The following is a 22,934-nucleotide window of genomic DNA, read 5'->3' on the forward strand; positions in this document are numbered from 1 at the left end:
AGGTAAGGAGTGGATTTCTATGTTAATCTCTGGGGATGAAAATCAATACCAACTTTTGCGTCACAACTGTTAAAACCAACACCACAATGAGTACTTCACTGCAAAAACGACAATTACCTTATCAATCAGACGCAGCCATCAACTATTTCGCGCCGATTTCAAACCAGCCTTGGGCAATGCTGCTCCATTCTGGTTCTGCAAACCATCCCCATAACCGGTTTGATATTCTGGTTGCAGAACCATTAATAACCCTACTCAGTCATGAAAAATCAACCGTAATAAATGAACGTGGTGATACTTATATTACTGAGGAAGATCCCTTTTATCTGCTAAAAAAACAACTGGAAAAGTTAAATATTACAGCAAAGTTTGATCCTGATTTGCCATTTCAGGGTGGTGCACTGGGTCTCTGGGGATATGATCTTGGACGTTGTATCGAAAAATTACCGTCACAAGCCAAAAATGAGTTGTCATTTCCAGATATGGCAATAGGTATTTATGACTGGGCGCTGATTGTTGATCATCATAAAAAAGAGGTGACTTTATTCAGTTACAGTGATGTTGATTCACGCCTGAACTGGCTTATATCCCACAAGGCTTTACCAAAAATGGCTTTTACGCTGACCAGCGAGTGGCAGTCAAATATGAACGCAGAGCAATATAATGAAAAGATTAGCTGTATTCATGACTATCTATTAGACGGCGATTGTTATCAAGTCAATCTGGCACAGCGATTTTGCGCTGATTACCGGGGAGATGAATGGCAAGCATTCATCAAACTGAATAAGAGCAATTGCGCACCTTTTTCTGCCTTTATTCGTTTACCGGAAAACAGTGTCATTAGTGTCTCTCCTGAACGCTTCCTACTCATGGAAAATAAGCAAATTCAGACTCGTCCAATTAAAGGAACACTACCACGCTCAAATGACGCAGAAAAGGATGCATTACAAGCTAAAAAACTGGCGGCATCAAAAAAAGACCGTGCCGAAAACCTGATGATCGTCGATTTATTACGTAATGATATTGGCCGGGTAGCCACACCGGGATCAGTTAAAGTTACTGAATTATTTGTCGTTGAACCATTCCCTGCCGTTCACCATCTGGTCAGCACAATTACCGCAGCATTACCAAATGAACAACATGCCACAGACTTACTGCGCGCCTGCTTTCCAGGCGGTTCTATTACCGGCGCTCCTAAAATCAGAGCAATGGAAATAATAGAAGAACTTGAGCCTCATCGCCGGCATGGATATTGTGGGTCAATTGGCTATATTAGCTTTTGTGGCACGATGGACAGTAATATTACTATTCGTACCCTCTTGACCGAGAAAGAAAAAATATATTGCTGGGCAGGTGGCGGAATTGTTGCCGACAGTATTGCTGAAAACGAGTATCAGGAAACATTTGATAAGTTGAATCATATTTTACCGCAACTGGGAAAAATAAAATCGATATGATGCCATTATCTGATTTCATTAACAGATTTCAGTTACAGATTCCATCACCCCCTAAACGGCTTGCAAATAACACCCGCCATGCTGCGGTGTTATTACCGATCATCTGCAAGCCGAAACCAACGCTATTACTGACCCAGCGCGCCACCACATTACGATCACACGCCGGTCAAGTAGCCTTTCCCGGTGGGGTTGCAGATCCCGAAGACAAATCAATCATTGCTACAGCACTGCGGGAAGCAGCAGAAGAAGTCAACATTCCCCATCAGAAAGTTAAAGTTTTGGGGCAACTCATGCCCTTAGACAGCATGAGCGGTTATCTGGTGACACCCATTGTTGGGTTATTACCCCCAGAGTTGTCTTTCCACAGCAACCCGACAGAAGTTTCCAGTATATTCGAAGTCCCTTTATCTGAAGCGCTTTCTCTTTCAAGTTATCATTACCTTGATGTTAACCGCCGTGGTCAGCAACATCGCATCTATTTTCACTGGTATCAGGGGCGACTTATTTGGGGCCTGACAGCGGCTATCATTTATCAATTAGCTCAACAAGTTCAGGTTTGATCCAAATCATGAGAAATAATCAACCTGTGTTTTTTTCATCCATTTTTGTCACAGTTGCTATCATAATTCAAAAAAAACTGTAAACTCACTTATCAACACTACTAAATCACAGTAAAGTAGCGTACCTCAATATATATAACTATATCTCTATCTTTTTTAAGGAGTCTGGCGTGATTAGCGTTTTCGACATGTTTAAGGTCGGTATTGGCCCATCTAGCTCTCATACAGTTGGCCCGATGAAAGCCGGCAAACAGTTTGTCGACGATCTGGTAAACCAGGGCTTAATGCCTTCTATCACGCGTGTAGCCGTTGATGTTTACGGCTCACTCTCATTAACCGGCAAAGGTCATCATACGGATATAGCCATTATCATGGGTCTGGCAGGTAATTTGCCAGCTACCGTTGATATTGATTCAATCCCCGGTTTTATTCGTGATGTAGAGCAAACTCAGCGTATTAAGCTGGCCAATGGCTTACATGAAGTCGATTTCCCACGTGATAGTGGCATGGTTTTCCGTAGTGATAACCTGTCGTTACATGAAAACGGTATGCAAATTCATGCATTCGCGGGAGACAAAGAAGTTTATAGCAAAACCTACTACTCAATTGGTGGTGGTTTTATTGTTGATGAAGAGCATTTTGGTAAACCCTCTCAGGATATCAAACCTGTTTCATATCCATTCAATTCAGCAAAAGAACTGCTGATGAATTGTAATAAAACCGGACTATCTATCTCCGGTTTGATGATGAAAAACGAACTGGATCTCCACAGTAAAGAAGAAATTAACGCTTATTTTGCTGATGTCTGGGGTACCATGCAGGCTTGTATTGAGCGTGGTCTGAACACAGAAGGCGTTTTGCCGGGCCCATTGCGAGTACCACGCCGTGCAGCGGCATTACATCGTATGCTGACCTCATCAAACAACCTGTCTAATGATCCAATGAATGTCGTGGATCTGGTGAACATGTTCGCCTTAGCCGTCAATGAAGAAAATGCCGCGGGTGGGCGTGTGGTTACCGCACCAACTAATGGCGCTTGTGGCATTGTTCCTGCCGTACTCGCTTATTACAACCATTGTATTGAGCCTGTGACACCAGAGCTGTATATCCGCTATTTCCTGGCATCCGGCGCTATCGGCATTCTGTATAAAATGAATGCTTCTATATCTGGCGCTGAAGTTGGTTGCCAAGGGGAAGTAGGTGTTGCCTGTTCAATGGCAGCAGCCGGCCTTGCTGAACTGCTGGGTGGTAGTGCTGAACAGGTCTGTATTGCAGCTGAAATCGGCATGGAACACAATCTTGGCCTTACCTGTGACCCGGTTGCAGGCCAGGTACAGGTGCCTTGTATTGAACGAAATGCAATCGCTTCAGTCAAAGCCATCAACTCTGCCCGCATGGCTTTGCGCCGTACCAGTGAACCACGTGTTTCTCTTGATAAGGTCATTGAAACCATGTACGAAACAGGCAAAGACATGAACGCTAAATACCGTGAAACATCCCGTGGTGGTTTGGCGATTAAAGTTCAGTGTGATTAATCAAATAAATAACCTGTTTTTTGATCAGTAAATTCTTCTGCCATCAAAATATCCCTACCTTGGGGTAGGGATATTTTTTAGCCAAAACCCACAATGATCACTTTTCGATCGAAAAAGATGAATATATTTTTAAATTTTAATTAATAAGATGTCACCGGAAACAGAATAAATAACCACAAATATGAGTATTTAAGATAATTATAAATTAATTTCACAATATTTAGCTTATTAAATTGTTTTGTGGTTAACATTTTCATCTATTTCATTTTTTCTGACTGACAGCAATTTTCCTCAGGTATTTCTGATGGTAATCTAGCAGCCTATTTTTTCAGTCAATAAGAGATAAAGTCTAAATCAAGTCAAATATTCAGGTATCACATTGATAAAAGGTTATTATTCGTACAAACATGCTTTTTATTGGAGGAATGATTCATCAAAATTATTGGAATAACTTTGTAATAATCCTACGTTTATATTGTTAACAGAGGGGAAAACAGGTGAGTATAGCCATTATGATTGGCACACATGGCGCTGCGGCAGAACAACTGCTCCGTACCGCAGAGATGTTAATTGGGGAACAGGAAAATGTTTCTTATATTGACTTCGTTCCTGGTGAAAATGCCGACACTTTATTTGAAAAATACAACAGTAAACTTGCAGCACTTAACACAGAACAAGGTGTGCTGTTCCTTGTTGATACATGGGGAGGAAGTCCATTCAATGCAGCTAACCGTATCGCTGTAGATAAAGAAAATTATGAGATCATCACCGGGGTTAACGTTCCGATGTTGGTTGAAACCTTTATGTGCCGGGATGACGGCCCATCTCTGACAGAACTGGTTTCTGTTGCTCTGGAAACAGGAAAAGAAGGTATTCGGGCCCTGAAAACGGAAGAGCCCCAAAAAGCCGAACCGGCTAAACCGGTAGCGCCTACTATACCTTCATCTACCCCCTCAGCGGGTGGTCATATGAAAATAGCCCTGGCCCGGATTGATGACCGTCTTATTCATGGTCAGGTTGCGACTCGTTGGACAAAAGAAACCAATGTCAAACGGATCATTGTCGTCAGTGATGAAGTTGCTGCCGATACTGTCCGCGCCACCCTGCTAAAACAGGTTGCTCCACCGGGACTCAGTGCTCACGTTGTTGACGTTGCCAAATGTGTTCGCGTTTATAACAACCCCAAATACGCTAACGAGCGTGTTATGTTGCTATTTACAAATCCAACAGATGTTTTACGTCTGGTCGAGGATGGTGTTGACATCACATCTATAAACATCGGTGGCATGGCATTCCGTCAGGGAAAAACTCAGATTAACAACGCGATATCCGTTGATGAAACCGATATTGCGGCCTTCAAAAAATTGGATGAACGTGGCATTGAGCTCGAAGCCCGTAAAGTTGCCAGTGACAGCCGTCTGCAAATGATGGATCTGCTCCAGAAGGTTAAAAACGAAAAACAAACCAGAGCAATTTAACTATTACTCAATGACAAAAATTTCTTACCAAATTTAATTTGGTTATAGGAGACAAACAATGGAAATTACCGTTGTTCAAATTGCATTGATATTCATCGTAGCTTGTATAGTCGGAATGGATTCCATTCTTGATGAATTTCAATTCCATCGCCCACTCGTGGCCTGTACCTTAGTTGGGATCATTCTTGGTGATATGACAACCGGTATCATTATCGGCGGCACACTAGAAATGATTGCGCTTGGCTGGATGAATATCGGTGCTGCAATTGCCCCGGATGCTGCCTTAGCATCAATCATCTCAACTATTCTGGTCATTGCTGGTGGCCGTGATATCGGTGAAGGTATCGCCCTGGCTATTCCTCTGGCAGCCGCAGGACAAGTGCTGACCATCATTGTACGTACTATCACTGTTGCCTTCCAACATGCCGCTGACAAAGCAGCAGAACGTGGTAACCTTCGTGCAATCAGCTTTATCCATTTATCCGCATTACTGCTCCAGGCTATGCGTATCGCCATCCCGGCCCTGATTGTCGCATTATCTGTTGGCACCAATGAAGTCCAGCAATTACTCGCATCTATCCCTAAAGTAGTCACAGATGGCCTGAACATCGCGGGGGGAATGATCGTGGTTGTTGGTTACGCAATGGTCATCAATATGATGCGTGCCGGCTACCTGATGCCATTCTTCTACCTGGGCTTCGTCACAGCGGCATTCACTAACTTCAACCTGGTTGCATTAGGTATTATTGGTATTGTTATGGCCGTACTGTACATCCAGTTAAGCCCCAAATATAACAAACCTCAGGTGGTAGCTGCCCCTGGACAAGCCAATAATCACCTTGATAACGAATTAGATTAAGAGGATGAGCAACATGTTAGATACAACAAAAACGACGGCTCAGACAGCAGACCAGAAGAAACTGACACCAAGTGACATCCGCGGTGTATTTCTCCGTTCTAATGTATTTCAGGGTTCATGGAACTTTGAACGTATGCAGGCTCTGGGTTTCTGTTTCTCTATGGTTCCGGCTCTTCGTCGCCTGTATCCGGAAAATACCGATGAGCGTAAACAAGCAATTAAACGCCACCTGGAATTCTTTAACACTCACCCTTACGTCGTCGCACCTGTACTGGGTGTCACGATGGCAATGGAGGAACAGCGCGCTAACGGTGCTCCGATTGATGATGGTGCCATCAACGGTATCAAAGTTGGTTTAATGGGGCCACTGGCTGGTGTGGGTGACCCGATTTTCTGGGGCACAGTCCGGCCGGTGTTTGCTGCTCTGGGTGCAGGTCTCGCCATGAGTGGCAGCTGGCTTGGGCCTGTGCTGTTCTTCTTCTTATTTAACCTGGTACGCCTGTTGGTTCTTTATTCAGGTATCTCTTATGGCTATAAGAAAGGGATTGATATCGTTCAGGATATGGGTGGTGGTTTCCTGCAAAAAATGACGGAAGGGGCGTCAATTCTTGGCCTGTTTGTCATGGGGGCATTAGTTAATAAATGGACAAAAGTCAATATCCCGCTGGTTGTATCAGAAATTCCTAACCAGCAAACAGGTGAAAATACAATAACCACAGTTCAGAATATCCTCGATCAGTTGATGCCGGGCCTGGTCCCACTTTTACTGACATTTGCCTGTATGTGGCTATTACGGAATAAAGTCAATGCCCTGTGGATTATTATTGGCTTCTTTATTCTGGGGATTATTGGTGCCAGATTTGGTTTCCTCGGTCTATAATTAATCATTCGGGGAGGGAGGAATTCCTCCCCGCATTTTCTTTTTTACAGCAATACAGGGATTAAAGAATGAGCCTTAATGATATGGTATTAGTTGGTTTAATCGTATTCATGCTGGCTTTCGCTGTCTATGATGAATTTGTGGTTAATCTGCTAAAAGGGAAAACTTACTTACAAATAAAGCTAAAAAGAAAGCACAAAATTGATGCTCTCATCTTTATTATCCTGATACTTATTGTTGTTTATAATAACATCACGGCTTATGGCAGCCGTTTAACCACATATTTATTGTTATTTACTATCCTGGTGACTATTTATATTGCCTATATACGCTCACCTAAATTGTTATTTAAAAATAACGGTTTCTTCTATGCAAACACATTTATTTCCTATGATCGGATAAAAACCATAAATTTATCTGAAGATGGTATCTTAGTTATTGGCTTAGAAAATAAGAAGTTATATCTCTCAGTAAGCCAACTTGATGATTTGGAAAAGATTTATAAATTTCTCATCGAAAACAGATAGATAAACATTAATAATATATAAAAAAATAATAAACAGTCAGCCTGATGCTGACTTTTATTTTTACCCTATCTTTACCACATCAATAGATAATGATAACTATTATCGACATCACACCTCAATCCTAAAAATAATATTATTTTCCCTTTTTGAGTTATTATGCTATCTTTTAAAGAGTCATGGGGAGTAGCCTGTTTCAGAGAATTAGCTTAGTCAATTTTTCTGAAAAGCTCGTATCAACACGCTCGTTTAAAAGTAAAACGTGGTGCGGGCAGCCTTATTTCGGTTGGCAAGACCATAGCATATAACACCATCATTGGTTGGGGGTGGATTATATGTATATGGAAACACCCAACCGAGGTTATTTTAATGAATATGTACGCAACCCTTATCTTAGCTTTAGCACTCTCAATGGATGCCTTTACTGTTGCAGTTTGTAAAGGGGCCGCACTACATAAACCACATTTTCGTGAAGCAATCCGTACTGGTTTGATATTTGGCCTGGTAGAAGCCTGTACCCCACTGATTGGCTGGTATATCGGGCTTTATGCCAGCCAATATATTATGGCGTGGGATCACTGGGTTGCTTTCACTCTGTTATTTATTCTGGGCTGTAGAATGATTACAATGAGTTTTAAAGCGAATCAAGAACAAGAGTGCGAATCACCCTGTCGCCACAACTCAATCGTGCTAATAACAACAGCCATTGCTACCAGCCTGGATGCAATGGCAATCGGTATCGGGCTCGCTTTTCTCCAGGTCAATATTGTGCATACTGCTATGGCTATCGGTATGATGACAATGGTTATGGCAACATTGGGGATGTTAATCGGTCGCTATATTGGCCCGCTGTTGGGCAAACGCGCTGAATTTATCGGTGGGTTTATTCTGATTGCGATTGGTTTCAATATCTTATTTGAGCATCTCGAATTGTTTATGTACGCGAAATAACATCTTCAGCCCAAAATATTAATCTCTCAAGAACTGTATTTTGGGCTGAAATTCTAATTACCTAAGGCGTTGATAAACCCTCAATATAAAATCAGTTTCGCATTCAAACAGCGCCTTATTTGCTAGTTCTTTTTTCATCGTTTCAGTTGCCCGCCAGGCAAATGGCGTCATCTGTAATAAATGACACGCTTGTATTCCATCTAATTTCATTGAATAAGATAATGACTCATCTATTATCAATTCAAATCCTGCCAATTGTTCTGTCTTCAATGGATGAAGATGAATATTTTGATAAATCAACTCCTTGAGCTGATAAAGATGTCGAGGACCAGGAGTCACTGTCAGAACAATTCCTTGTAACTTAATCACCCTTACCAACTCTTCTACTTTGCAAGGTGCATAAATTCGCAACACCCCAGCAAGAGACTTATCGGCAAATGGTAAACGATGACTTGACGCGACACAGAAACTGACTGAAGGATAGCGTTTAGCGCCATAACGCACAGCGATCTTAGCGACATCTAACCCATAGATGTTAAGATTACGCCCCTTACTTAACCGTTCTTCAACCGCGGCAGTGTAGTAACCTTCACCGCATCCTATATCCAGCAAACTATCTGCATTTTCTGGCAGATACTTTTCCAGCAGTTCTGAAACCCGTTGTTGTAATGGCTGATAATATCCTGAATCCAAAAATGCCCTTCTTGATTGCATCATCTCCGGGCTGTCTCCTGGCTCTTTGGATCTTTTATACTGAACGGGCATCAGATTGACATACCCTTCTTTAGCACAATCAAACTGATGATTATTTTCACAGCGCCATTGCTGCCGGGTTAGCAATAAAGGTTGATGACATAAGGGGCATTGATAAGACATATGATTCCCAAAAAATAAGTAAAAATCAGCGGATACTATAGCATATTCTGATACTTTTCATCGTAAATCATACTACTTAATAGTTCTATATAAGCGATTAATCATTATTTTAAATGAAATTACATTCCACTATTTTCAGCATTATCTTTGAGCCAGCTCGCAATATTTTTGTGGAATAAATATATTTATCAGGTATTATTTCCCAATCAAAAATCAAGAAAACACCCGTTATTAATAAGTGATTCAACTAACATAAACAGCTAATAATACAGGTAATAGAATGAACATTTTTATACAATATTTTAATAAATTAAGATCTATTTCACCAAGATTCGATATTATGCCGAATAAAAATTATTTTGATCTTATTCCATCAAAAAGTGATGTTGATACTTTATCTGATGATCTGGATAAAGTCCGCGCGGATTTTGCTGTTGTACTGAGGCAATTCAATGATGAAGTTATATTATCTACAGGGAAAGAGACGATATATGACCAAAAGAATAAACAAAAAACACCCGAAAATAGATAAACAAATCTATCCAAGTGATATCAACCCATTATATTACCAGCTTCCTGATTCGGAAATATTAACTATTTATGAACGATATACAAAGGGAGCCACTGATAGATTCTTAATCTTGATCGAGCAACAACAGAAGCATAGGCATGAAATGGAAAAAATTGCCTTAGAACAAACAATAAAACAAGGTATAAGAGGGCAAAATTGTGGACTGTTACTGACTTTCACCTCTCTATTTATTGCTTTAGTATTAGGATTAAATGGACATAATTGGTTAGCAAGCATTATCGGAAGCGGTACTGTAACAACGATTTTAATTATTTATGTTTTGAATAGAAATCCACAATCGTATATAAAATAAATCAAGTACCCCACAGATTTTATGCTCTCCGCACGAAGGGGTCTGACGGTTCTAGTTATCTTTCTTCTCTTTGCGGGTTCAGGTGTTCGTTATGATGGCATCGAGGGCTGAGATAATTTCATTTCTGGATGAGGCTACGTTGCATACAAAATCTGATTTGTTGATTTTTTTTGCATCCAGAAACGTTATTGCCGGTGTAAATATATAATAAGTGTTATTATTAATAACCACCTGAGGGGTGATTCTTTTCTGGTTGAGGCTAATGTCATTTTTAGATACCAGAGGAACAATAACCCTTGTTGTTAAATCATCAAAATAATCATTCTGGATAATAAGGTAAAACGGCCAAAGCCTGTTTGTTTTGGCCGATGGATTACGATACACATCAAATTGCTGCGGCATTACAGGCTCCCGAAAAATTCATCGTCTGTAAGCATTCCAGCTTTCGCCATGAATATGTTCATCGCCTGCATATCTTCTTTCTCTTTCTCTCTCTCATCCTTTTTAGCTTCTATAGCCTGCGCCAAAAGGATATCTAGCGTTGCTGAGAGATTCATGTCCATACTACGGGCTTTATCGACCAGTGAGGCCGTCAGGTACACGTTGGTGCTTCTTTTGGTGCTGTTACGGGAAGAGGTAACGGTATTCATGGTGTTTACTCCTATACGCAAAGGTATGCGCATAAGTATGATGGATGACGGAAAAACAATCAAGTATCCTGCTTCTTGAAAGACTTAGATGAGAGCATAAGAACCTTGGGGTACTTATTGCAGCAAAACAGTTAAAGAAGTTTCACCTAGCAACCTAAAGCGTCGCCAAACCAAAAGGTTGACATGGAGGAGAGCCACTTAACGGTATAAGTATTCATGGGTCATAGTCCGGTTTTATTAGACCACTACAGAATTACCCATTTTACAACCAAACAACTCAAGTGCCCCAGACTTTTTTATGCTCTCCAAATAGTACCAAACTCAGGGTTGCCGTCACCAGATAACGCCCGGTATAAACTCTCACGAGACAGACCGGCATTTTTTGCCACCTGAGTCATACCACGCGCACGCGCAATAAAAGCAGGATCATCACCCGCTTCTTCAATACAGGCATTCAAATACGAGGCCATATCCGCTTCGGTTTTCAAGTATTCTGCTGAATCCCAACGGGTAAACTGTTCATTCATCATATTGTTCCTCCCAACTACGAGCTAATTGTAAAGCCAGTTTAACATCTTTACCTTGTCTGCTTTTATCGCCACCACGAAAATTCCAAACCTGATTTTCTTGATAATGTAGCTAATGAAGTTTCTTTTTTTCCTATTCTGGATATTCTTGCAGATGAGAGATACTCTATCTTGGAATTTTTTATTAAGGCAAAGCAAATGAGCTCGGTTTACTCAGAGGAATATCAGTACGTTATCCGAGTATTACGCGAAACACGCTTGGAAAAAGGTATTACGCAGGAAAAACTGGCGCGAGCATTCGGCCGTCCTCAATCATTTATTGCCAAAATTGAAAACGGTGAAAGAAGACTAGATGTCGTGGAGTTTGTATATATGGCCCGTTTGTTGTCACTAAATCCAGTCCAGATTTTAGACAAAATAAAGCTGAAAAAACCAAGTCTAAAAAGTAAGGCCTCTCTGACACCACGTTGCTCATGAGCTAAAGCCTTTTCAATCCAATCTAAATTATATCCAGCGGATGGATACAGTTCGAGCTCGGTAGATATCATCAATAAAAACACCAAAAAAATCTTTGGTTTTATTGGTGTTTTTAGGCTTCAGCAAATGTTTATAGACTCTGTAGACTTATTCCCACTCAATCGTCGCAGGCGGTTTACCGCTGACATCATATACAACTCTTGAAATTCCATTGACTTCATTGATGATCCGGTTAGAAACCCGGCCAAGGAAATCATAAGGTAAATGCGCCCAATGTGCAGTCATGAAATCGACTGTTTCTACTGCACGTAAAGAGACAACCCAGTCATATTTACGGCCATCCCCCATAACACCCACAGAACGAACCGGCAGGAATACAGTAAATGCCTGGCTTACCTTATTGTATAAATCAGCTTTGTGCAGTTCTTCAATAAAGATAGCATCCGCACGACGCAGCAGATCACAGTACTCTTTCTTCACTTCACCCAAGACACGAACCCCCAGACCAGGACCTGGGAATGGATGGCGGTTCAGCATGTCATAAGGCAATCCCAGCTCCAGGCCAATCTTGCGAACTTCATCTTTGAACAACTCTTTCAGAGGTTCCACCAGACCCAGTTTCATCTCTTCCGGCAAACCACCTACGTTATGGTGAGATTTGATGACGTGTGCTTTACCTGTCGCAGAGGCCGCTGATTCAATCACATCCGGGTAAATAGTGCCCTGTGCCAACCATTTAACCTGAGTCTGTTTACTTGCCTCTTGATCAAACACTTCAATAAACACACGGCCAATGGTTTTGCGTTTTTCTTCCGGATCATTGATGCCAGCCAATGCAGTAAGGAAGCGATCTTCTGCAGGAACATGGACGATATTCAGCCCAAATTTACCGGCAAACATTTCCATCACTTGATCGGCTTCATTCAAACGCAGTAAACCGTTATCGACAAATACACAAGTCAAGCGTTTACCAATTGCACGATGCAGTAATAACGCGGTAACAGAGGAATCAACACCACCGGACAACCCCAAAATAACGTGATCATCACCAATCTGTTCACGCAGACGTATAACCGCATCTTCAATAATAGAAGCCGGAGTCCACAGAGCTTCACATTGGCAAATATCCAATACAAAACGTTCCAGTATGCGTTGCCCTTGATGGGTATGGGTGACTTCCGGATGGAACTGTACACCATAAAAACGTTTTTCTTCATTCGCGATAATGGCAAACGGGCAGGTATCAGTGCTGGCAATAGTGATAAAATCCGCCGGGATTGCAGTGACTTTATCACCATGACTCATCCATACATCCAGTAACGGTTTACCCTGCTCATTCAACGAATCCTGGATACCACGAAGCAATGCACTTTCCGCTTTAATTTCAACCTGAGCATAACCAAATTCACGTTCAGTAGAACTTTCTACCTGACCACCGCATTGCATCGACATAGTTTGCATGCCATAGCAGACACCCAGTACAGGAATATTGGCATCAAAAACATATTCAGGTGCACGCGGACTTCCCTGCTCCGTAGTACTTTCCGGGCCACCAGAAAGAATAATACCGCTTGGGTTAAATTCGCGGATTTGTTCTTCCGTTACATCCCATGCCCAAAGTTCACAGTAAACTCCGATTTCACGGATCCGGCGAGCAATCAACTGAGTATATTGCGAACCAAAATCAAGGATAAGAATACGGTGCTGATGGATATTTGTTGTCATGTGCGGCGAATTCCAAAAAACAAGTGAATAAGAACTAAGAAGATAGGTGGCTCCTACAGGAGCCACAATAAATATGAATTACAGACCTAACCGGTAGTTTGGCGACTCTTTGGTAATGGTAACATCGTGAACGTGGCTTTCCTGAATACCCGCACCACTAATGCGAACAAATTCGGCTTTGGTTCTCAATTCATCAATAGTTGCACAGCCGGTCAGCCCCATACAGGAACGCAGGCCTCCCATTTGCTGATGGATAATGTTTTTCAGCAACCCCTTATAGGCAACACGCCCCTCAATGCCTTCCGGTACCAGTTTGTCTGCGGCATTATCAGTTTGGAAATAGCGATCGGAAGAACCTTTAGACATCGCGCCCAGAGAACCCATTCCACGATAAGATTTAAATGAACGCCCCTGGAACAACTCGATTTCTCCTGGGGATTCTTCCGTTCCTGCCAACATGGAACCGACCATGACACAGGAGGCCCCTGCGGCAATCGCTTTTGCAATATCACCGGAGAAACGAATACCACCATCAGCAATAACCGGAATACCTGTGCCTTCCAGCGCTTCAACTGCATCAGAAATAGCGGTAATTTGCGGCACACCGACACCCGTCACAATACGGGTAGTACATATAGAACCAGGGCCAATTCCGACTTTAACCGCATTGACTCCAGCCGCTACCAACGCTTTTGCACCTTCTCCCGTCGCCACGTTACCGCCAATAATCTGTAGATTTGGGTATTTAGCGCGGGTTTCACGAATACGCAGCAATACACCTTCAGAATGACCGTGTGATGAATCAATCAGCAGAACATCAATACCCGCGGCAACCAACGCATCAACGCGCTCTTCATTACCGGCACCCGCACCAACTGCGGCCCCAACGCGTAAACGTCCATGCTTATCCTTACAGGCATTAGGTTTACGTTCCGCTTTCTGGAAATCCTTAACCGTGATCATGCCAAGCAGGTGAAAGTCTTCATCAACCACCAGCGCTTTCTCAACTCGTTTTTCGTGCATTTTCTGCAACACAACATCACGGGCTTCACCTTCTTTTACCGTTACCAGACGCTCTTTGGGTGTCATTACCGCAGTAACCGGCTGATCCAGATCGGTAACGAAACGTACGTCACGACCCGTAATAATACCAACCAACTCATTTCCTTCCGTTACAACAGGATAGCCAGCAAAACCATTACGCTCTGTCAGTGCCTGAACTTCACGCAGCGTTGTCTTAGGAGCCACCGTGACGGGATTTGTCACAACACCACTCTCATGTTTTTTCACCCGGCTAACTTCTTCTGCCTGGCGCTCAATAGACATATTTTTATGAATAAAACCAATTCCGCCTTCCTGAGCCAGCGCGATAGCCAAGCCGGATTCAGTTACGGTATCCATCGCCGCAGACAGCATAGGAACATTCAGACGAATAGTGGAAGTCAGTCGAGTAGACAGATCAGCAGTGTTAGGCAGAACAGAAGAGTGGGCAGGAATTAACAAAACATCGTCAAAGGTTAAAGCTTCTTTTTTAATTCGTAACATAAGCAATATCTCACCAGGCTGCGGACAATTTAAGGAATAAAATATTGCCGCGGCATTATACAGAACGTAATCGGTTGCCTCCAGCATTTTATTAAAAAATTTCTTGCTTACTTCATAACGGACGTTAGTATCGGTGAATTAAACCCTTGTTTTGGAATTTGATCTGGCTCACATGTCACTACCTTCTAACACTGGAATTTTTTCTGTCAGTCGCCTCAATCAGACTGTCCGTCAACTGCTCGAAATGGAAATGGGCAGAATTTGGCTAAGTGCTGAAATATCGAATTTTTCTCAACCCTCCTCCGGCCACTGGTATTTCACCCTGAAAGATGAGCGCGCTCAGGTGCGGGCCGCAATGTTTCGCAGTAGTAATCAACGGGTGACATTCAAGCCACAAAATGGTCAGCAGGTTTTAGTTCGCGCGGCGATTACGCTTTATGAACCCAGGGGGGACTATCAGCTTATTGTTGAAAGTATGCAACCCGCCGGTGATGGCCTGTTACAGCAACAGTTTGAATTATTGAAACAGAAACTCAGTGACGAAGGATTATTTGATCAGAGTCATAAGAAACCTCTTCCCTCTCCTGCTCAACAATTAGGGGTGATTACATCAACCAATGGCGCTGCCCTGCATGATATTCTGAATATTTTGCAGCGCCGTGATCCATCACTGCCAATTATTATTTATCCGACAGCCGTTCAAGGGACAGAAGCACCGTTACAGATTATTCGGGCAATCGAATTAGCTAATGAAAGGCAGGAATGTGATGTATTGATCGTCGGCCGCGGTGGTGGCTCATTAGAAGATTTATGGAGTTTCAATGATGAACGTGTCGCCAGAGCAATTTTTCACAGTGATATTCCGATAGTCAGTGCAGTAGGCCATGAAACGGATGTTACCATTGCTGATTTCGTGGCAGATTTGCGGGCCCCGACACCATCAGCGGCCGCTGAATTGGTCAGCCGTAATCAGCTCGAATTGTTACGTCAAATCCAGTCGCAACAACAGCGACTGGAAATGGCGATGGATTACTTTTTTGCACAAAAACAACAGGTTTTCAGCCTGCTATCTCACCGTTTACAACAACAACACCCTCATTTACGGCTGGCTCGTCAGCAAAACTTACTGCTCAGTTTACGCCAGCGACTGGCTGATAGCCTGCAACGGCATTTGCGGAAAAACGATCTAACTTATGAGAAATTGCAACAACGCCTCTGGTATTCAGAACCCAGTCAGCAGATCCGCCAGTATAGCCAACAAATTCAGCAACAAGATTTTCGGCTAAAACAAGCGATCGAACGACAAATCAGCCGTTCCAGAGAAAAATTTGCCGTTTCCTGCTCACGAATGGAAGCCGTCAGCCCACTGGCAACACTGGCCCGTGGTTACAACATCAGCGAAACCCCTGATGGAAAATTACTGAAACAAACCAAACAAGTCCATGTTGGTGATGCTTTGATAACCCGGTTACAAGATGGATGGATTGAGAGTGAAGTAATTAAAATTAAGAAAGAACGTAAAAAACGACCAGCAAGTCAGAAATAGTGGCATTCCTTGCCACTTATTTTATATCAGAAACGGATTTCTGCTCCTGCAATATAAGTACGCCCTCTGGCTGTTTGCATAGACGAAGTTTGCTCAATCATTAATGGAGACGAATTTGCGCGATTAAGTGCTTCCGAATAATTTTTGTTTGCCAAGTTCTGCACTGAAAACTTCAACAGTACGTTTTTATTTATCTGATAATCGCTATAAAGATCGATTATCGTTGGTATTTTTGGCTCTTTTTGCAATATAACCCGCCCGTCATCATCAATATTATATTGATCTGGGTCCATCCTATGAGAATCACCAGTATATTTAACAATCGCACCAACACGGACTTTCTCATCAAATAAACGGACACCGGTATCCAGAGTCATAAAACTATCAGGCAATTGTGACACAGGATCAGCACCAAAATGCGCTGTAGCGGCAGAAGTTGGCTGATGCGTTTTTTGCCGGCTATAAGCCAATTTGCTATAAAACATACCCGCATCATAATCAGCAGCAACTTCATACCCGCTTACTTTTACCGGCGTCAGACTATTGTGATAGATATACATTTTGATGTTAGGATCGACTTTGTCGTAGTCTGTTGAACTATCAGCTCTACATGTTTTCCTATTGCCACAGATAATCCAGATATCACTGAGAATATAATCTTTTATTTTAGATTGATACCAGGCAGCTTTCAGGCGGAAAGTATCCCCTTTTACAATCAAGTCTGGGCGGAAACTGTTAAAGCCAATTTGATAAGTGTCTGATGTCTCTCCCTTCAAAAATGGGTTCATGGATCCACCACCTTCATTACTATAGAAAGTTTCCTGAATATTTGGCGCTCTCATTGAACGGGCATAACTGACGAATGGCTGGAATTCAGGAATAATTTCTGCTGAGAGTAAAACACCTGGATTAAATCCATGTTCTTTCAAATCCAGTTCAGTTTCTCCCTGCGGGAAACAAGGGATCCGCAGATCACAAGCCGGTTTTTGACCTTTGACACTGTAGTTCATATAATTAAACGAAATGTCTGCCTGATAAATTCCACGACTAATTTTCAGCCCGCCATAAATACTGGTAATATCTTGTTTACCACTTGGTGCAAAAACATTATTTTCTTTTGCTTCACTATTCGTTTTTTCATATTTTTTCCTTTCTTCTTCATCTTGACCTTTACCAGAATAAACACTATCCGTTGCCTTGCTATATTCGGTTCTCATCAATTTACTGCCGAATGTTAGTTTAAAATCTGTATTACCACAGCCAAAATGGCTGATATTACTGATATCTATTGCATCTGATTTGTTTTTAGCATTGCTATTCAGCAACCTATAAAGTGAATCACCTTCGTAGCGTTGAGTCCCCTCACTGGTGCTGGCCAGTAATTTTATATCAACCCATTCGCTGAATGGTGTGTAATTGTATTTTAGGTAAATATCCCGACTATCAATATGACGGCGGGTAAATTTATTATGATAATTCCGCCCACTGAGCTCCATATTATGAAAGTCGCTCGGTTTAATATTTATTTTAATTAATTGCGAATTGGGTTTTTGCTTAAATGATTCATTTGTAGCAAACTCATCGCTTAATACTCCATCGCCATTCTTATAATGAGCATCAATTGAATGTCCGCTGACAGCCAGCATAACACCTATTGAACCTTCAGAACTGAAAGCCGATGTTTTACCCGCAACTGCTATCATGCCATTATGACCAATGCCATTATTGCCATAAGTTGCTTTTGTGCGTACTCCCAACGGATTCCCCGCAAATATCACATCATCTACACCAATTGTGCGGAAATTAGCACTACCCACTAATGCATTAACGCTATCTGAACCATCAGATTGACCACGGTTAACATCAACTCCCACAATAAAATTAGGATCAATTATTGCACCAAATTGGTTATAAGTAGTACCGTGAGCTGGACTGGTCGGCGATGTTCCGTAAAAACTCTGGCTAACACCATCAACCATCATATTGACTCGGCCAAAGCCACTTAATCCGCGAATATTCACACTCACCGTTCCCTGCCCAGGATCTATTTGCGTATAGGTTCCCGGCATACTGCGCAATATACTATCCACTGACTGAAGTTTAGTATCTTCGCCTTTAGAACTGTAAGAGCCGGGTTTTTCCATTGCCCGCACTTCAGCATTATCCTGTGAGCCTGAAACCTTAAGGCTACTGAATTTCAGCACCTTATCTGATTTCCCCTCTTGCTTTTCCTCACCATACGCAAGTCCTTGAAGCCCAATAAAAACAACGCTGGCCCCTGCTATTTTTGTCATTATTTTCATTTCAATCATCCCAATTGCATACAAATAAATATTTGCTTACATCCCGTTTTCAAAAAAACAATAGAAATATTTAGCACTGATAAATAATTATCAGTGCTTTTAATAGAAACTTATATTTATAATTTATTTCAGTTATCTTTTAATTGTGGAAAATACTTGTTAGCATCATCCAGCATCAAAATAAAACTGTAATCCAGTGCAGTATCTTTCAGTCGGTTAAAGCGGCCTGATTTACCTCCATGCCCGGCACTCATATTAGTTTCCAATAATAAAACAGAGTCACCTTTTTTCATATCCCGTAATTTTGCTACCCATTTAGTCGGTTCCCAATATTGAACCTGTGAATCATGAAATCCACTTGTGATTAATAAGTTTGGATAGCGCTGATGCTTTATATTGTCATACGGGCTATATGATTTAATCCGAAGATAATCTTCTTTATTTTCCGGGTTACCCCACTCTTCATATTCTCCTACTGTCAATGGAATAGAAGGATCAAGCATGGTGGTAACCGCATCAACAAATGGCACCTGAGCAACCACACCACGATATAATTCCGGAGCCTGATTAATCACCGTACCCATCAGCAAACCACCGGCACTGCCTCCCATAGCATAAACCCGTTTGCTGTCACCATATTTCTGAGCAATCAGTGCTTTGGTCACATCAATAAAGTCAGTAAAACTATTCATTTTATTTTCGACTTTACCTTGCAAATACCATTTTTTACCCAATTCACCGCCACCACGCACATGTACCAGCGCGTAAACAAAACCCCGATCTAATAAACTCAATCGTGGTGAACTGAATGAAGGATCCATACTGATACCATAAGCCCCATAACCATATATCAGGATCGGATTCTCGCCTTTTTTGAACAGTGACTTACGATAAACCAAAGAAACAGGAACTTCCACGCCATCACGGGCTTTCACCCAAATACGCTGACTCTCATAATGATGTTTATCGAAGCCTTTGACTTCCTGCTGTTTAAGTAATTCCCGCTCACCGGTTTTCATATTCCATTGGAATGTTGAGCTTGGTGTTGTCATGGATGAATAACCATAACGCACAACGTCGGTATCAGGTTCAGGGTTGTAATCAATCCATGCCATATAACTTGGATCATCAAACTTAATCTGTTTTTCCTGATCGGTTTCCCAATTAATCTGACGAATTGTCGGCAATCCTTTCGTTCGCTCCTGAACGACCAACCCGTTATTAAACAGTGCAAAATCTTCAAGATCCGTCTCCTGTTGCGGAGCAATCACTGTTTTCCACGGCGTATTTATGGCATCAGTTTGATAAAGCCCATAAGTTTCGCTTTCATGATTTGAGCGAATGTAAAAATGGCCACGGAAATGGTCAATATAATATTCCCGGCCTTCCTGACGGGGAGAAAACACCTGGAGTTCAGCTTGTGGTTTATTCGCGTCAATCAGCAAATATTCAGAAGTCGAATTACTGGTTATCGACAACATAATATAATCACGAGAGGAACTTTTATCTATGCCTAAATAAAAACGCTCATCTTCTTCCTGATATATTTTCTGATCTTCGGTAGTATTTGTACCATATTGGTGACGAAATACCTGATATGGCAATAAAGTCTGTAAATGCCTGCGAACATAAAACAGTGTATTACTATCATTTGCCCAAACAATGTTGCCCGAGGTATTTTCTATTACATCATTATTCCATTGGTTATCAGTAATGTCTTTAAAAGAGATTTGATAATTACGGCGCCCCTGAGTATCTTCAGCAATTGCAATACGTTTATTATCCAGAGAGATCGCAAAATTACTCAGCTGATAATATTCGTGACCTTTAGCTCTTTCATTACCATCAACCAGAACCTGCCAATCTGATGAACCATCAACAGGTTTACGCTGATAAATCGGGAAATCTTTTCCCGCTTCATAGACGGTACGATAAATATACCCGTTATAAGTATAGGGTACAGACTGATCATCCTGCTTCATCCTGCCGACCATTTCTTCATATAATGTATCCCGCAGTTGCTCTCCGGGTTTCAGTATCTGTTCGGTATATTTATTTTCGGCTGTCAGATAATCAATGATTTTTTGATCCTTGCGATTATCATCCCGCATCCAGTAATAATCATCTGTACGGGTATCACCATGAATCGTCATCTGATGTGGTTGTTTCATTGCCTTTGGTAGCATAATTTCTCCCTCTGCGGCGGCAGAGTTCAACCAGCCGCTCAATAAAAACGTCAATAACAGCCCTTTAGTTTTCAGGGCAAACCGCGCTTGCTGCCTTAACATATCTGCTGTCCTTAAGTCGCTAAAAGATTCGATTAGTTAAATTAAAATCAATCGGTAGTTCTATCGTAATTTCACTGCCTTTTAAAACGCTATCAGGAGGAATCGGTAATGGCTGTGCTCTCGCCAGAACTTGCTTCGCTTCCCTGTCCAGAGAATGGGTGCCTGAACGACGGACTACATCGCTGTTAGTGACATAACCTTGCTTATTAATGGTAAATCTGACTGTAGGCCGGCCGATGCGATTTCTTCTCTGTGCATCCTCGGGATAACGTTTATAACGGTTCAAATGCCCGATAACCTCCGCCCGCCATAAAGCATCCGCATCAACGACAGCATTTGAATCACTGTCATAAGAGGCAGCAACTCGCGAAGTCAAATTAGCCGACGTGGCAGTACTGCTTACCCTGGCTGCACTACTCTGAGACTTTTCACTCTCTTCTTCTGCTTGTTGCCGCTTCACTGGCGGTGTTTTCTTCAGCTCTTCCGGGTTCTTTTTCTGTTTTTTAGGCTTATGTACCAGTATTTGAGCCTGCTCATTTTTAATAAGCTCAGGTGTTTTCATCTCATTAACCGCACTTTCCTGTTGCCGGCTGGCAACAGAAAGCTGCTGTTCAAGACCAATAGGTTGCTTCTGTACTTGATGTACCGCTTCTGTCAATAATGAAAATTCCATCATCACTGCCGGAGGGGGCATCAGTTCACTCTGGATTTCTTCTGGCTGACAGATAATCCACACAATCCAAATGCAGTGAGCAGCAATAGCAATAATAAAAGCAAGCCCTTTGTTAACAGGACTTGTTCTGAAGATGGGATTTGTCAGCGTCAACATAGATCACAGCACATAATTTTAATTATCATTTAGTAATGATAATTAATTTCATATGCTAATGAAAATTATTTTTATATATATCGTTAACTTGCGCACATCCATGTGCCAAGTCCCTTTAACTACCGGAAAGAGACCATCATTTACTTAAAATATCTATGGTTTTTTTACTGGTGTATACCAGATATAGTCTGCATGTTGGCTGTCCAATACATTGCCTTTCTCAGCTATAATCAGCACCACCAGATCCTCTTGTGGTGACAGATCTTTAACATGTAAAGGAACACCCATTATTTTTGTTGCATGGTATGCACCCGCAATCAATGTGGCAGGCGTCGGGGCTTTAAGTAGCTGCTCTGCCATTCGGCGATCCCGCATTTGCTGAATAGTTGTCATAACAGATAATTGGTGTGCTGTTATTTCACCACCATGAGCCTCTTTAATCGTCGCTTCAATCCGCGATTTTACATTTTTGGCGACGGAAATATCTCCCTGGAGAACCGGTGGGTTGCAGCAAGCAGCTTTAACTTCACTGCGACTCAAGTTTGCAAACAGTAATGGATAAGGCTGCTGCATAAGCTCCATGACCAACCCGCCATACAACTGCCACGGCCAGCCATCGTGCCATACCAGCAACTCTTTTATACGGCTTTCACGCACACTAGGTTTAGTTTGCAACCAACTTTTAACTTTATTCACTTTTTCCTGCTGATCAGGGTTAATCATTTCTAGCAAAACCGCACCATGTTCTCTTTTAAGACGAAGTTGCTGAACCAGCCAAAGCTCAATCTGATGATGGTGTAGGTTATCGTGTTTTTCACCCACAATGATCCGCTGATGTGATGCCAATTGGTTGATCAATTCATCAGGAGTAAGAGCGTTGCCTGTTTTAAGATCGACAACCATCCCTTGCTGAGTCAGTTCGGGTGAAAGCACTTGGGGAGTGGGCTTTTGTTGTACAGATGCACACCCGGATAAGATAAGTAAGCCACAGATAATCAGAAAAGATTTTACAAAGGTGAGAAATGTCATAACGTCCGTTA

The 22,934-nt window shown here is 42.0% G+C and carries 22 protein-coding genes; 12 read left to right on the top strand and 10 right to left on the bottom strand.

All coding sequences use genetic code 11. The features are described 5' to 3' along the window. Positions 1–86 precede the first annotated feature (86 nt). The 8 genes from pabB to mntP all read left to right on the top strand — a co-directional run bounded on the left by pabB (position 87) and on the right by mntP (position 8,244). On the top strand, positions 87–1,457 hold the full coding sequence (pabB, locus tag C5470_RS05755) for an aminodeoxychorismate synthase component 1 (RefSeq protein ID WP_166286715.1): 1,371 nt from the start codon (positions 87–89) through the stop codon (positions 1,455–1,457). Then, positions 1,454–2,017: a CoA pyrophosphatase gene (locus C5470_RS05760; RefSeq protein ID WP_166286717.1), complete on the top strand. Its 564-nt coding sequence runs from the start codon at positions 1,454–1,456 to the stop codon at positions 2,015–2,017. Before pabB ends, C5470_RS05760 begins: the two co-directional genes overlap by 4 nt. Before the next feature lie 170 nt (positions 2,018–2,187). Then, on the top strand, positions 2,188–3,552 hold the full coding sequence (locus C5470_RS05765; protein ID WP_166286719.1) for an L-serine ammonia-lyase: 1,365 nt from the start codon (positions 2,188–2,190) through the stop codon (positions 3,550–3,552). Between the two features lie 497 nt (positions 3,553–4,049). Next, a complete protein-coding gene (gene manX, locus C5470_RS05770) occupies positions 4,050–5,030 on the top strand; it encodes a PTS mannose transporter subunit IIAB (protein WP_036849407.1) in 981 nt (326 codons plus the stop codon). Positions 5,031–5,088: 58 nt separating this feature from the next. Further along, entirely contained in the window at positions 5,089–5,889 is an 801-nt protein-coding gene (locus tag C5470_RS05775; RefSeq protein ID WP_036849405.1) for a PTS mannose/fructose/sorbose transporter subunit IIC, read from the top strand. A 13-nt stretch (positions 5,890–5,902) separates the two neighbouring features. Next, the gene (locus tag C5470_RS05780; RefSeq protein WP_036849404.1) at positions 5,903–6,769 is read left to right on the top strand and encodes a PTS mannose transporter subunit IID; all 867 of its coding nucleotides are present in this window, start codon (positions 5,903–5,905) and stop codon (positions 6,767–6,769) included. Positions 6,770–6,837: 68 nt separating this feature from the next. Then, positions 6,838–7,296: a DUF986 family protein gene (locus C5470_RS05785; RefSeq protein WP_036849402.1), complete on the top strand. Its 459-nt coding sequence runs from the start codon at positions 6,838–6,840 to the stop codon at positions 7,294–7,296. A 366-nt stretch (positions 7,297–7,662) separates the two neighbouring features. Further along, on the top strand, positions 7,663–8,244 hold the full coding sequence (gene mntP, locus C5470_RS05790; protein WP_166286721.1) for a manganese efflux pump MntP: 582 nt from the start codon (positions 7,663–7,665) through the stop codon (positions 8,242–8,244). 57 nt (positions 8,245–8,301) lie between these two features. On the opposite strand, the gene rlmA is transcribed toward mntP, so the two are convergent. Beyond that, on the bottom strand, positions 8,302–9,120 hold the full coding sequence (rlmA, locus tag C5470_RS05795; RefSeq protein ID WP_166286723.1) for a 23S rRNA (guanine(745)-N(1))-methyltransferase: 819 nt from the start codon (positions 9,118–9,120) through the stop codon (positions 8,302–8,304). A 280-nt stretch (positions 9,121–9,400) separates the two neighbouring features. Here rlmA and C5470_RS05800 point away from each other — a divergent pair, with 280 nt between their 5' ends. Both C5470_RS05800 and C5470_RS05805 read left to right on the top strand, forming a co-directional pair. Next, positions 9,401–9,652 carry a hypothetical protein gene (locus C5470_RS05800; RefSeq protein ID WP_241826044.1) on the top strand — a complete coding sequence of 84 codons (252 nt, stop codon included), beginning with the start codon at positions 9,401–9,403 and terminating at the stop codon, positions 9,650–9,652. Further along, entirely contained in the window at positions 9,612–10,004 is a 393-nt protein-coding gene (locus C5470_RS05805; RefSeq protein ID WP_166286725.1) for a DUF2335 domain-containing protein, read from the top strand. Before C5470_RS05800 ends, C5470_RS05805 begins: the two co-directional genes overlap by 41 nt. A 78-nt stretch (positions 10,005–10,082) precedes the next feature. Here the strand turns inward: C5470_RS05805 and C5470_RS05810 are convergent, their stop codons facing one another. From C5470_RS05810 to C5470_RS05820, 3 genes are all read right to left on the bottom strand, one after another. Further along, entirely contained in the window at positions 10,083–10,406 is a 324-nt protein-coding gene (locus C5470_RS05810; RefSeq protein WP_166286727.1) for a CcdB family protein, read from the bottom strand. After that, on the bottom strand, positions 10,406–10,654 hold the full coding sequence (locus C5470_RS05815; RefSeq protein ID WP_166286729.1) for a type II toxin-antitoxin system CcdA family antitoxin: 249 nt from the start codon (positions 10,652–10,654) through the stop codon (positions 10,406–10,408). Before C5470_RS05815 ends, C5470_RS05810 begins: the two co-directional genes overlap by 1 nt. Before the next feature lie 296 nt (positions 10,655–10,950). After that, on the bottom strand, positions 10,951–11,184 hold the full coding sequence (locus C5470_RS05820) for an addiction module antidote protein (protein WP_207626902.1): 234 nt from the start codon (positions 11,182–11,184) through the stop codon (positions 10,951–10,953). 195 nt (positions 11,185–11,379) lie between these two features. Here C5470_RS05820 and C5470_RS05825 point away from each other — a divergent pair, with 195 nt between their 5' ends. Next, positions 11,380–11,658 (top strand): helix-turn-helix domain-containing protein, encoded by a 279-nt coding sequence (locus C5470_RS05825; RefSeq protein ID WP_166286731.1) that lies wholly within the window; start codon positions 11,380–11,382, stop codon positions 11,656–11,658. A gap of 147 nt (positions 11,659–11,805) precedes the next feature. Here the strand turns inward: C5470_RS05825 and guaA are convergent, their stop codons facing one another. Both guaA and guaB read right to left on the bottom strand, forming a co-directional pair. Further along, complete coding sequence (gene guaA, locus C5470_RS05830; RefSeq protein ID WP_036849395.1) at positions 11,806–13,383, bottom strand: glutamine-hydrolyzing GMP synthase; 1,578 nt, start codon at positions 13,381–13,383, stop codon at positions 11,806–11,808. A 78-nt stretch (positions 13,384–13,461) separates the two neighbouring features. After that, positions 13,462–14,928 (bottom strand): IMP dehydrogenase, encoded by a 1,467-nt coding sequence (gene guaB / locus C5470_RS05835; protein ID WP_036849605.1) that lies wholly within the window; start codon positions 14,926–14,928, stop codon positions 13,462–13,464. Positions 14,929–15,100: 172 nt separating this feature from the next. On the opposite strand from guaB, the gene xseA reads away from it, so the two are divergent. Continuing rightward, positions 15,101–16,474 carry an exodeoxyribonuclease VII large subunit gene (gene xseA / locus C5470_RS05840; RefSeq protein WP_166286733.1) on the top strand — a complete coding sequence of 458 codons (1,374 nt, stop codon included), beginning with the start codon at positions 15,101–15,103 and terminating at the stop codon, positions 16,472–16,474. Between the two features lie 26 nt (positions 16,475–16,500). Here the strand turns inward: xseA and C5470_RS05845 are convergent, their stop codons facing one another. The 4 genes from C5470_RS05845 to C5470_RS05860 all read right to left on the bottom strand — a co-directional run bounded on the left by C5470_RS05845 (position 16,501) and on the right by C5470_RS05860 (position 22,923). Next, a complete protein-coding gene (locus C5470_RS05845; RefSeq protein WP_166286735.1) occupies positions 16,501–18,777 on the bottom strand; it encodes a TonB-dependent receptor domain-containing protein in 2,277 nt (758 codons plus the stop codon). Between the two features lie 128 nt (positions 18,778–18,905). After that, positions 18,906–20,963 carry a S9 family peptidase gene (locus C5470_RS05850; RefSeq protein WP_166286973.1) on the bottom strand — a complete coding sequence of 686 codons (2,058 nt, stop codon included), beginning with the start codon at positions 20,961–20,963 and terminating at the stop codon, positions 18,906–18,908. 121 nt (positions 20,964–21,084) lie between these two features. Continuing rightward, positions 21,085–21,894 carry a TonB family protein gene (locus C5470_RS05855; RefSeq protein WP_166286737.1) on the bottom strand — a complete coding sequence of 270 codons (810 nt, stop codon included), beginning with the start codon at positions 21,892–21,894 and terminating at the stop codon, positions 21,085–21,087. Between the two features lie 153 nt (positions 21,895–22,047). Continuing rightward, a complete protein-coding gene (locus C5470_RS05860; RefSeq protein ID WP_166286739.1) occupies positions 22,048–22,923 on the bottom strand; it encodes a ChaN family lipoprotein in 876 nt (291 codons plus the stop codon). Between the last annotated feature and the right edge of the window lie 11 nt (positions 22,924–22,934).

Origin of the sequence: Photorhabdus stackebrandtii (genome assembly GCF_011189495.1) — a bacterium.
In the GTDB taxonomy this organism is placed as follows: Bacteria; Pseudomonadota; Gammaproteobacteria; order Enterobacterales; family Enterobacteriaceae; genus Photorhabdus; species Photorhabdus khanii.

Coding starts and splice junctions, on each gene's coding strand:
- pabB (WP_166286715.1), top strand. CDS start 87: ATGAGTACTTCACTGCAAAAACGACAATTACCTTATCAATCAGACGCA.
- C5470_RS05760 (WP_166286717.1), top strand. CDS start 1,454: ATGATGCCATTATCTGATTTCATTAACAGATTTCAGTTACAGATTCCA.
- C5470_RS05775 (WP_036849405.1), top strand. CDS start 5,089: ATGGAAATTACCGTTGTTCAAATTGCATTGATATTCATCGTAGCTTGT.
- C5470_RS05780 (WP_036849404.1), top strand. CDS start 5,903: ATGTTAGATACAACAAAAACGACGGCTCAGACAGCAGACCAGAAGAAA.
- C5470_RS05785 (WP_036849402.1), top strand. CDS start 6,838: ATGAGCCTTAATGATATGGTATTAGTTGGTTTAATCGTATTCATGCTG.
- mntP (WP_166286721.1), top strand. CDS start 7,663: ATGAATATGTACGCAACCCTTATCTTAGCTTTAGCACTCTCAATGGAT.
- rlmA (WP_166286723.1), bottom strand. CDS start 9,120: ATGTCTTATCAATGCCCCTTATGTCATCAACCTTTATTGCTAACCCGG.
- C5470_RS05800 (WP_241826044.1), top strand. CDS start 9,401: ATGAACATTTTTATACAATATTTTAATAAATTAAGATCTATTTCACCA.
- C5470_RS05805 (WP_166286725.1), top strand. CDS start 9,612: ATGACCAAAAGAATAAACAAAAAACACCCGAAAATAGATAAACAAATC.
- C5470_RS05810 (WP_166286727.1), bottom strand. CDS start 10,406: ATGCCGCAGCAATTTGATGTGTATCGTAATCCATCGGCCAAAACAAAC.
- C5470_RS05815 (WP_166286729.1), bottom strand. CDS start 10,654: ATGAATACCGTTACCTCTTCCCGTAACAGCACCAAAAGAAGCACCAAC.
- C5470_RS05820 (WP_207626902.1), bottom strand. CDS start 11,184: ATGATGAATGAACAGTTTACCCGTTGGGATTCAGCAGAATACTTGAAA.
- C5470_RS05825 (WP_166286731.1), top strand. CDS start 11,380: ATGAGCTCGGTTTACTCAGAGGAATATCAGTACGTTATCCGAGTATTA.
- guaA (WP_036849395.1), bottom strand. CDS start 13,383: ATGACAACAAATATCCATCAGCACCGTATTCTTATCCTTGATTTTGGT.
- guaB (WP_036849605.1), bottom strand. CDS start 14,928: ATGTTACGAATTAAAAAAGAAGCTTTAACCTTTGACGATGTTTTGTTA.
- xseA (WP_166286733.1), top strand. CDS start 15,101: ATGTCACTACCTTCTAACACTGGAATTTTTTCTGTCAGTCGCCTCAAT.
- C5470_RS05845 (WP_166286735.1), bottom strand. CDS start 18,777: ATGAAAATAATGACAAAAATAGCAGGGGCCAGCGTTGTTTTTATTGGG.
- C5470_RS05850 (WP_166286973.1), bottom strand. CDS start 20,963: ATGCTACCAAAGGCAATGAAACAACCACATCAGATGACGATTCATGGT.
- C5470_RS05855 (WP_166286737.1), bottom strand. CDS start 21,894: ATGTTGACGCTGACAAATCCCATCTTCAGAACAAGTCCTGTTAACAAA.
- C5470_RS05860 (WP_166286739.1), bottom strand. CDS start 22,923: ATGACATTTCTCACCTTTGTAAAATCTTTTCTGATTATCTGTGGCTTA.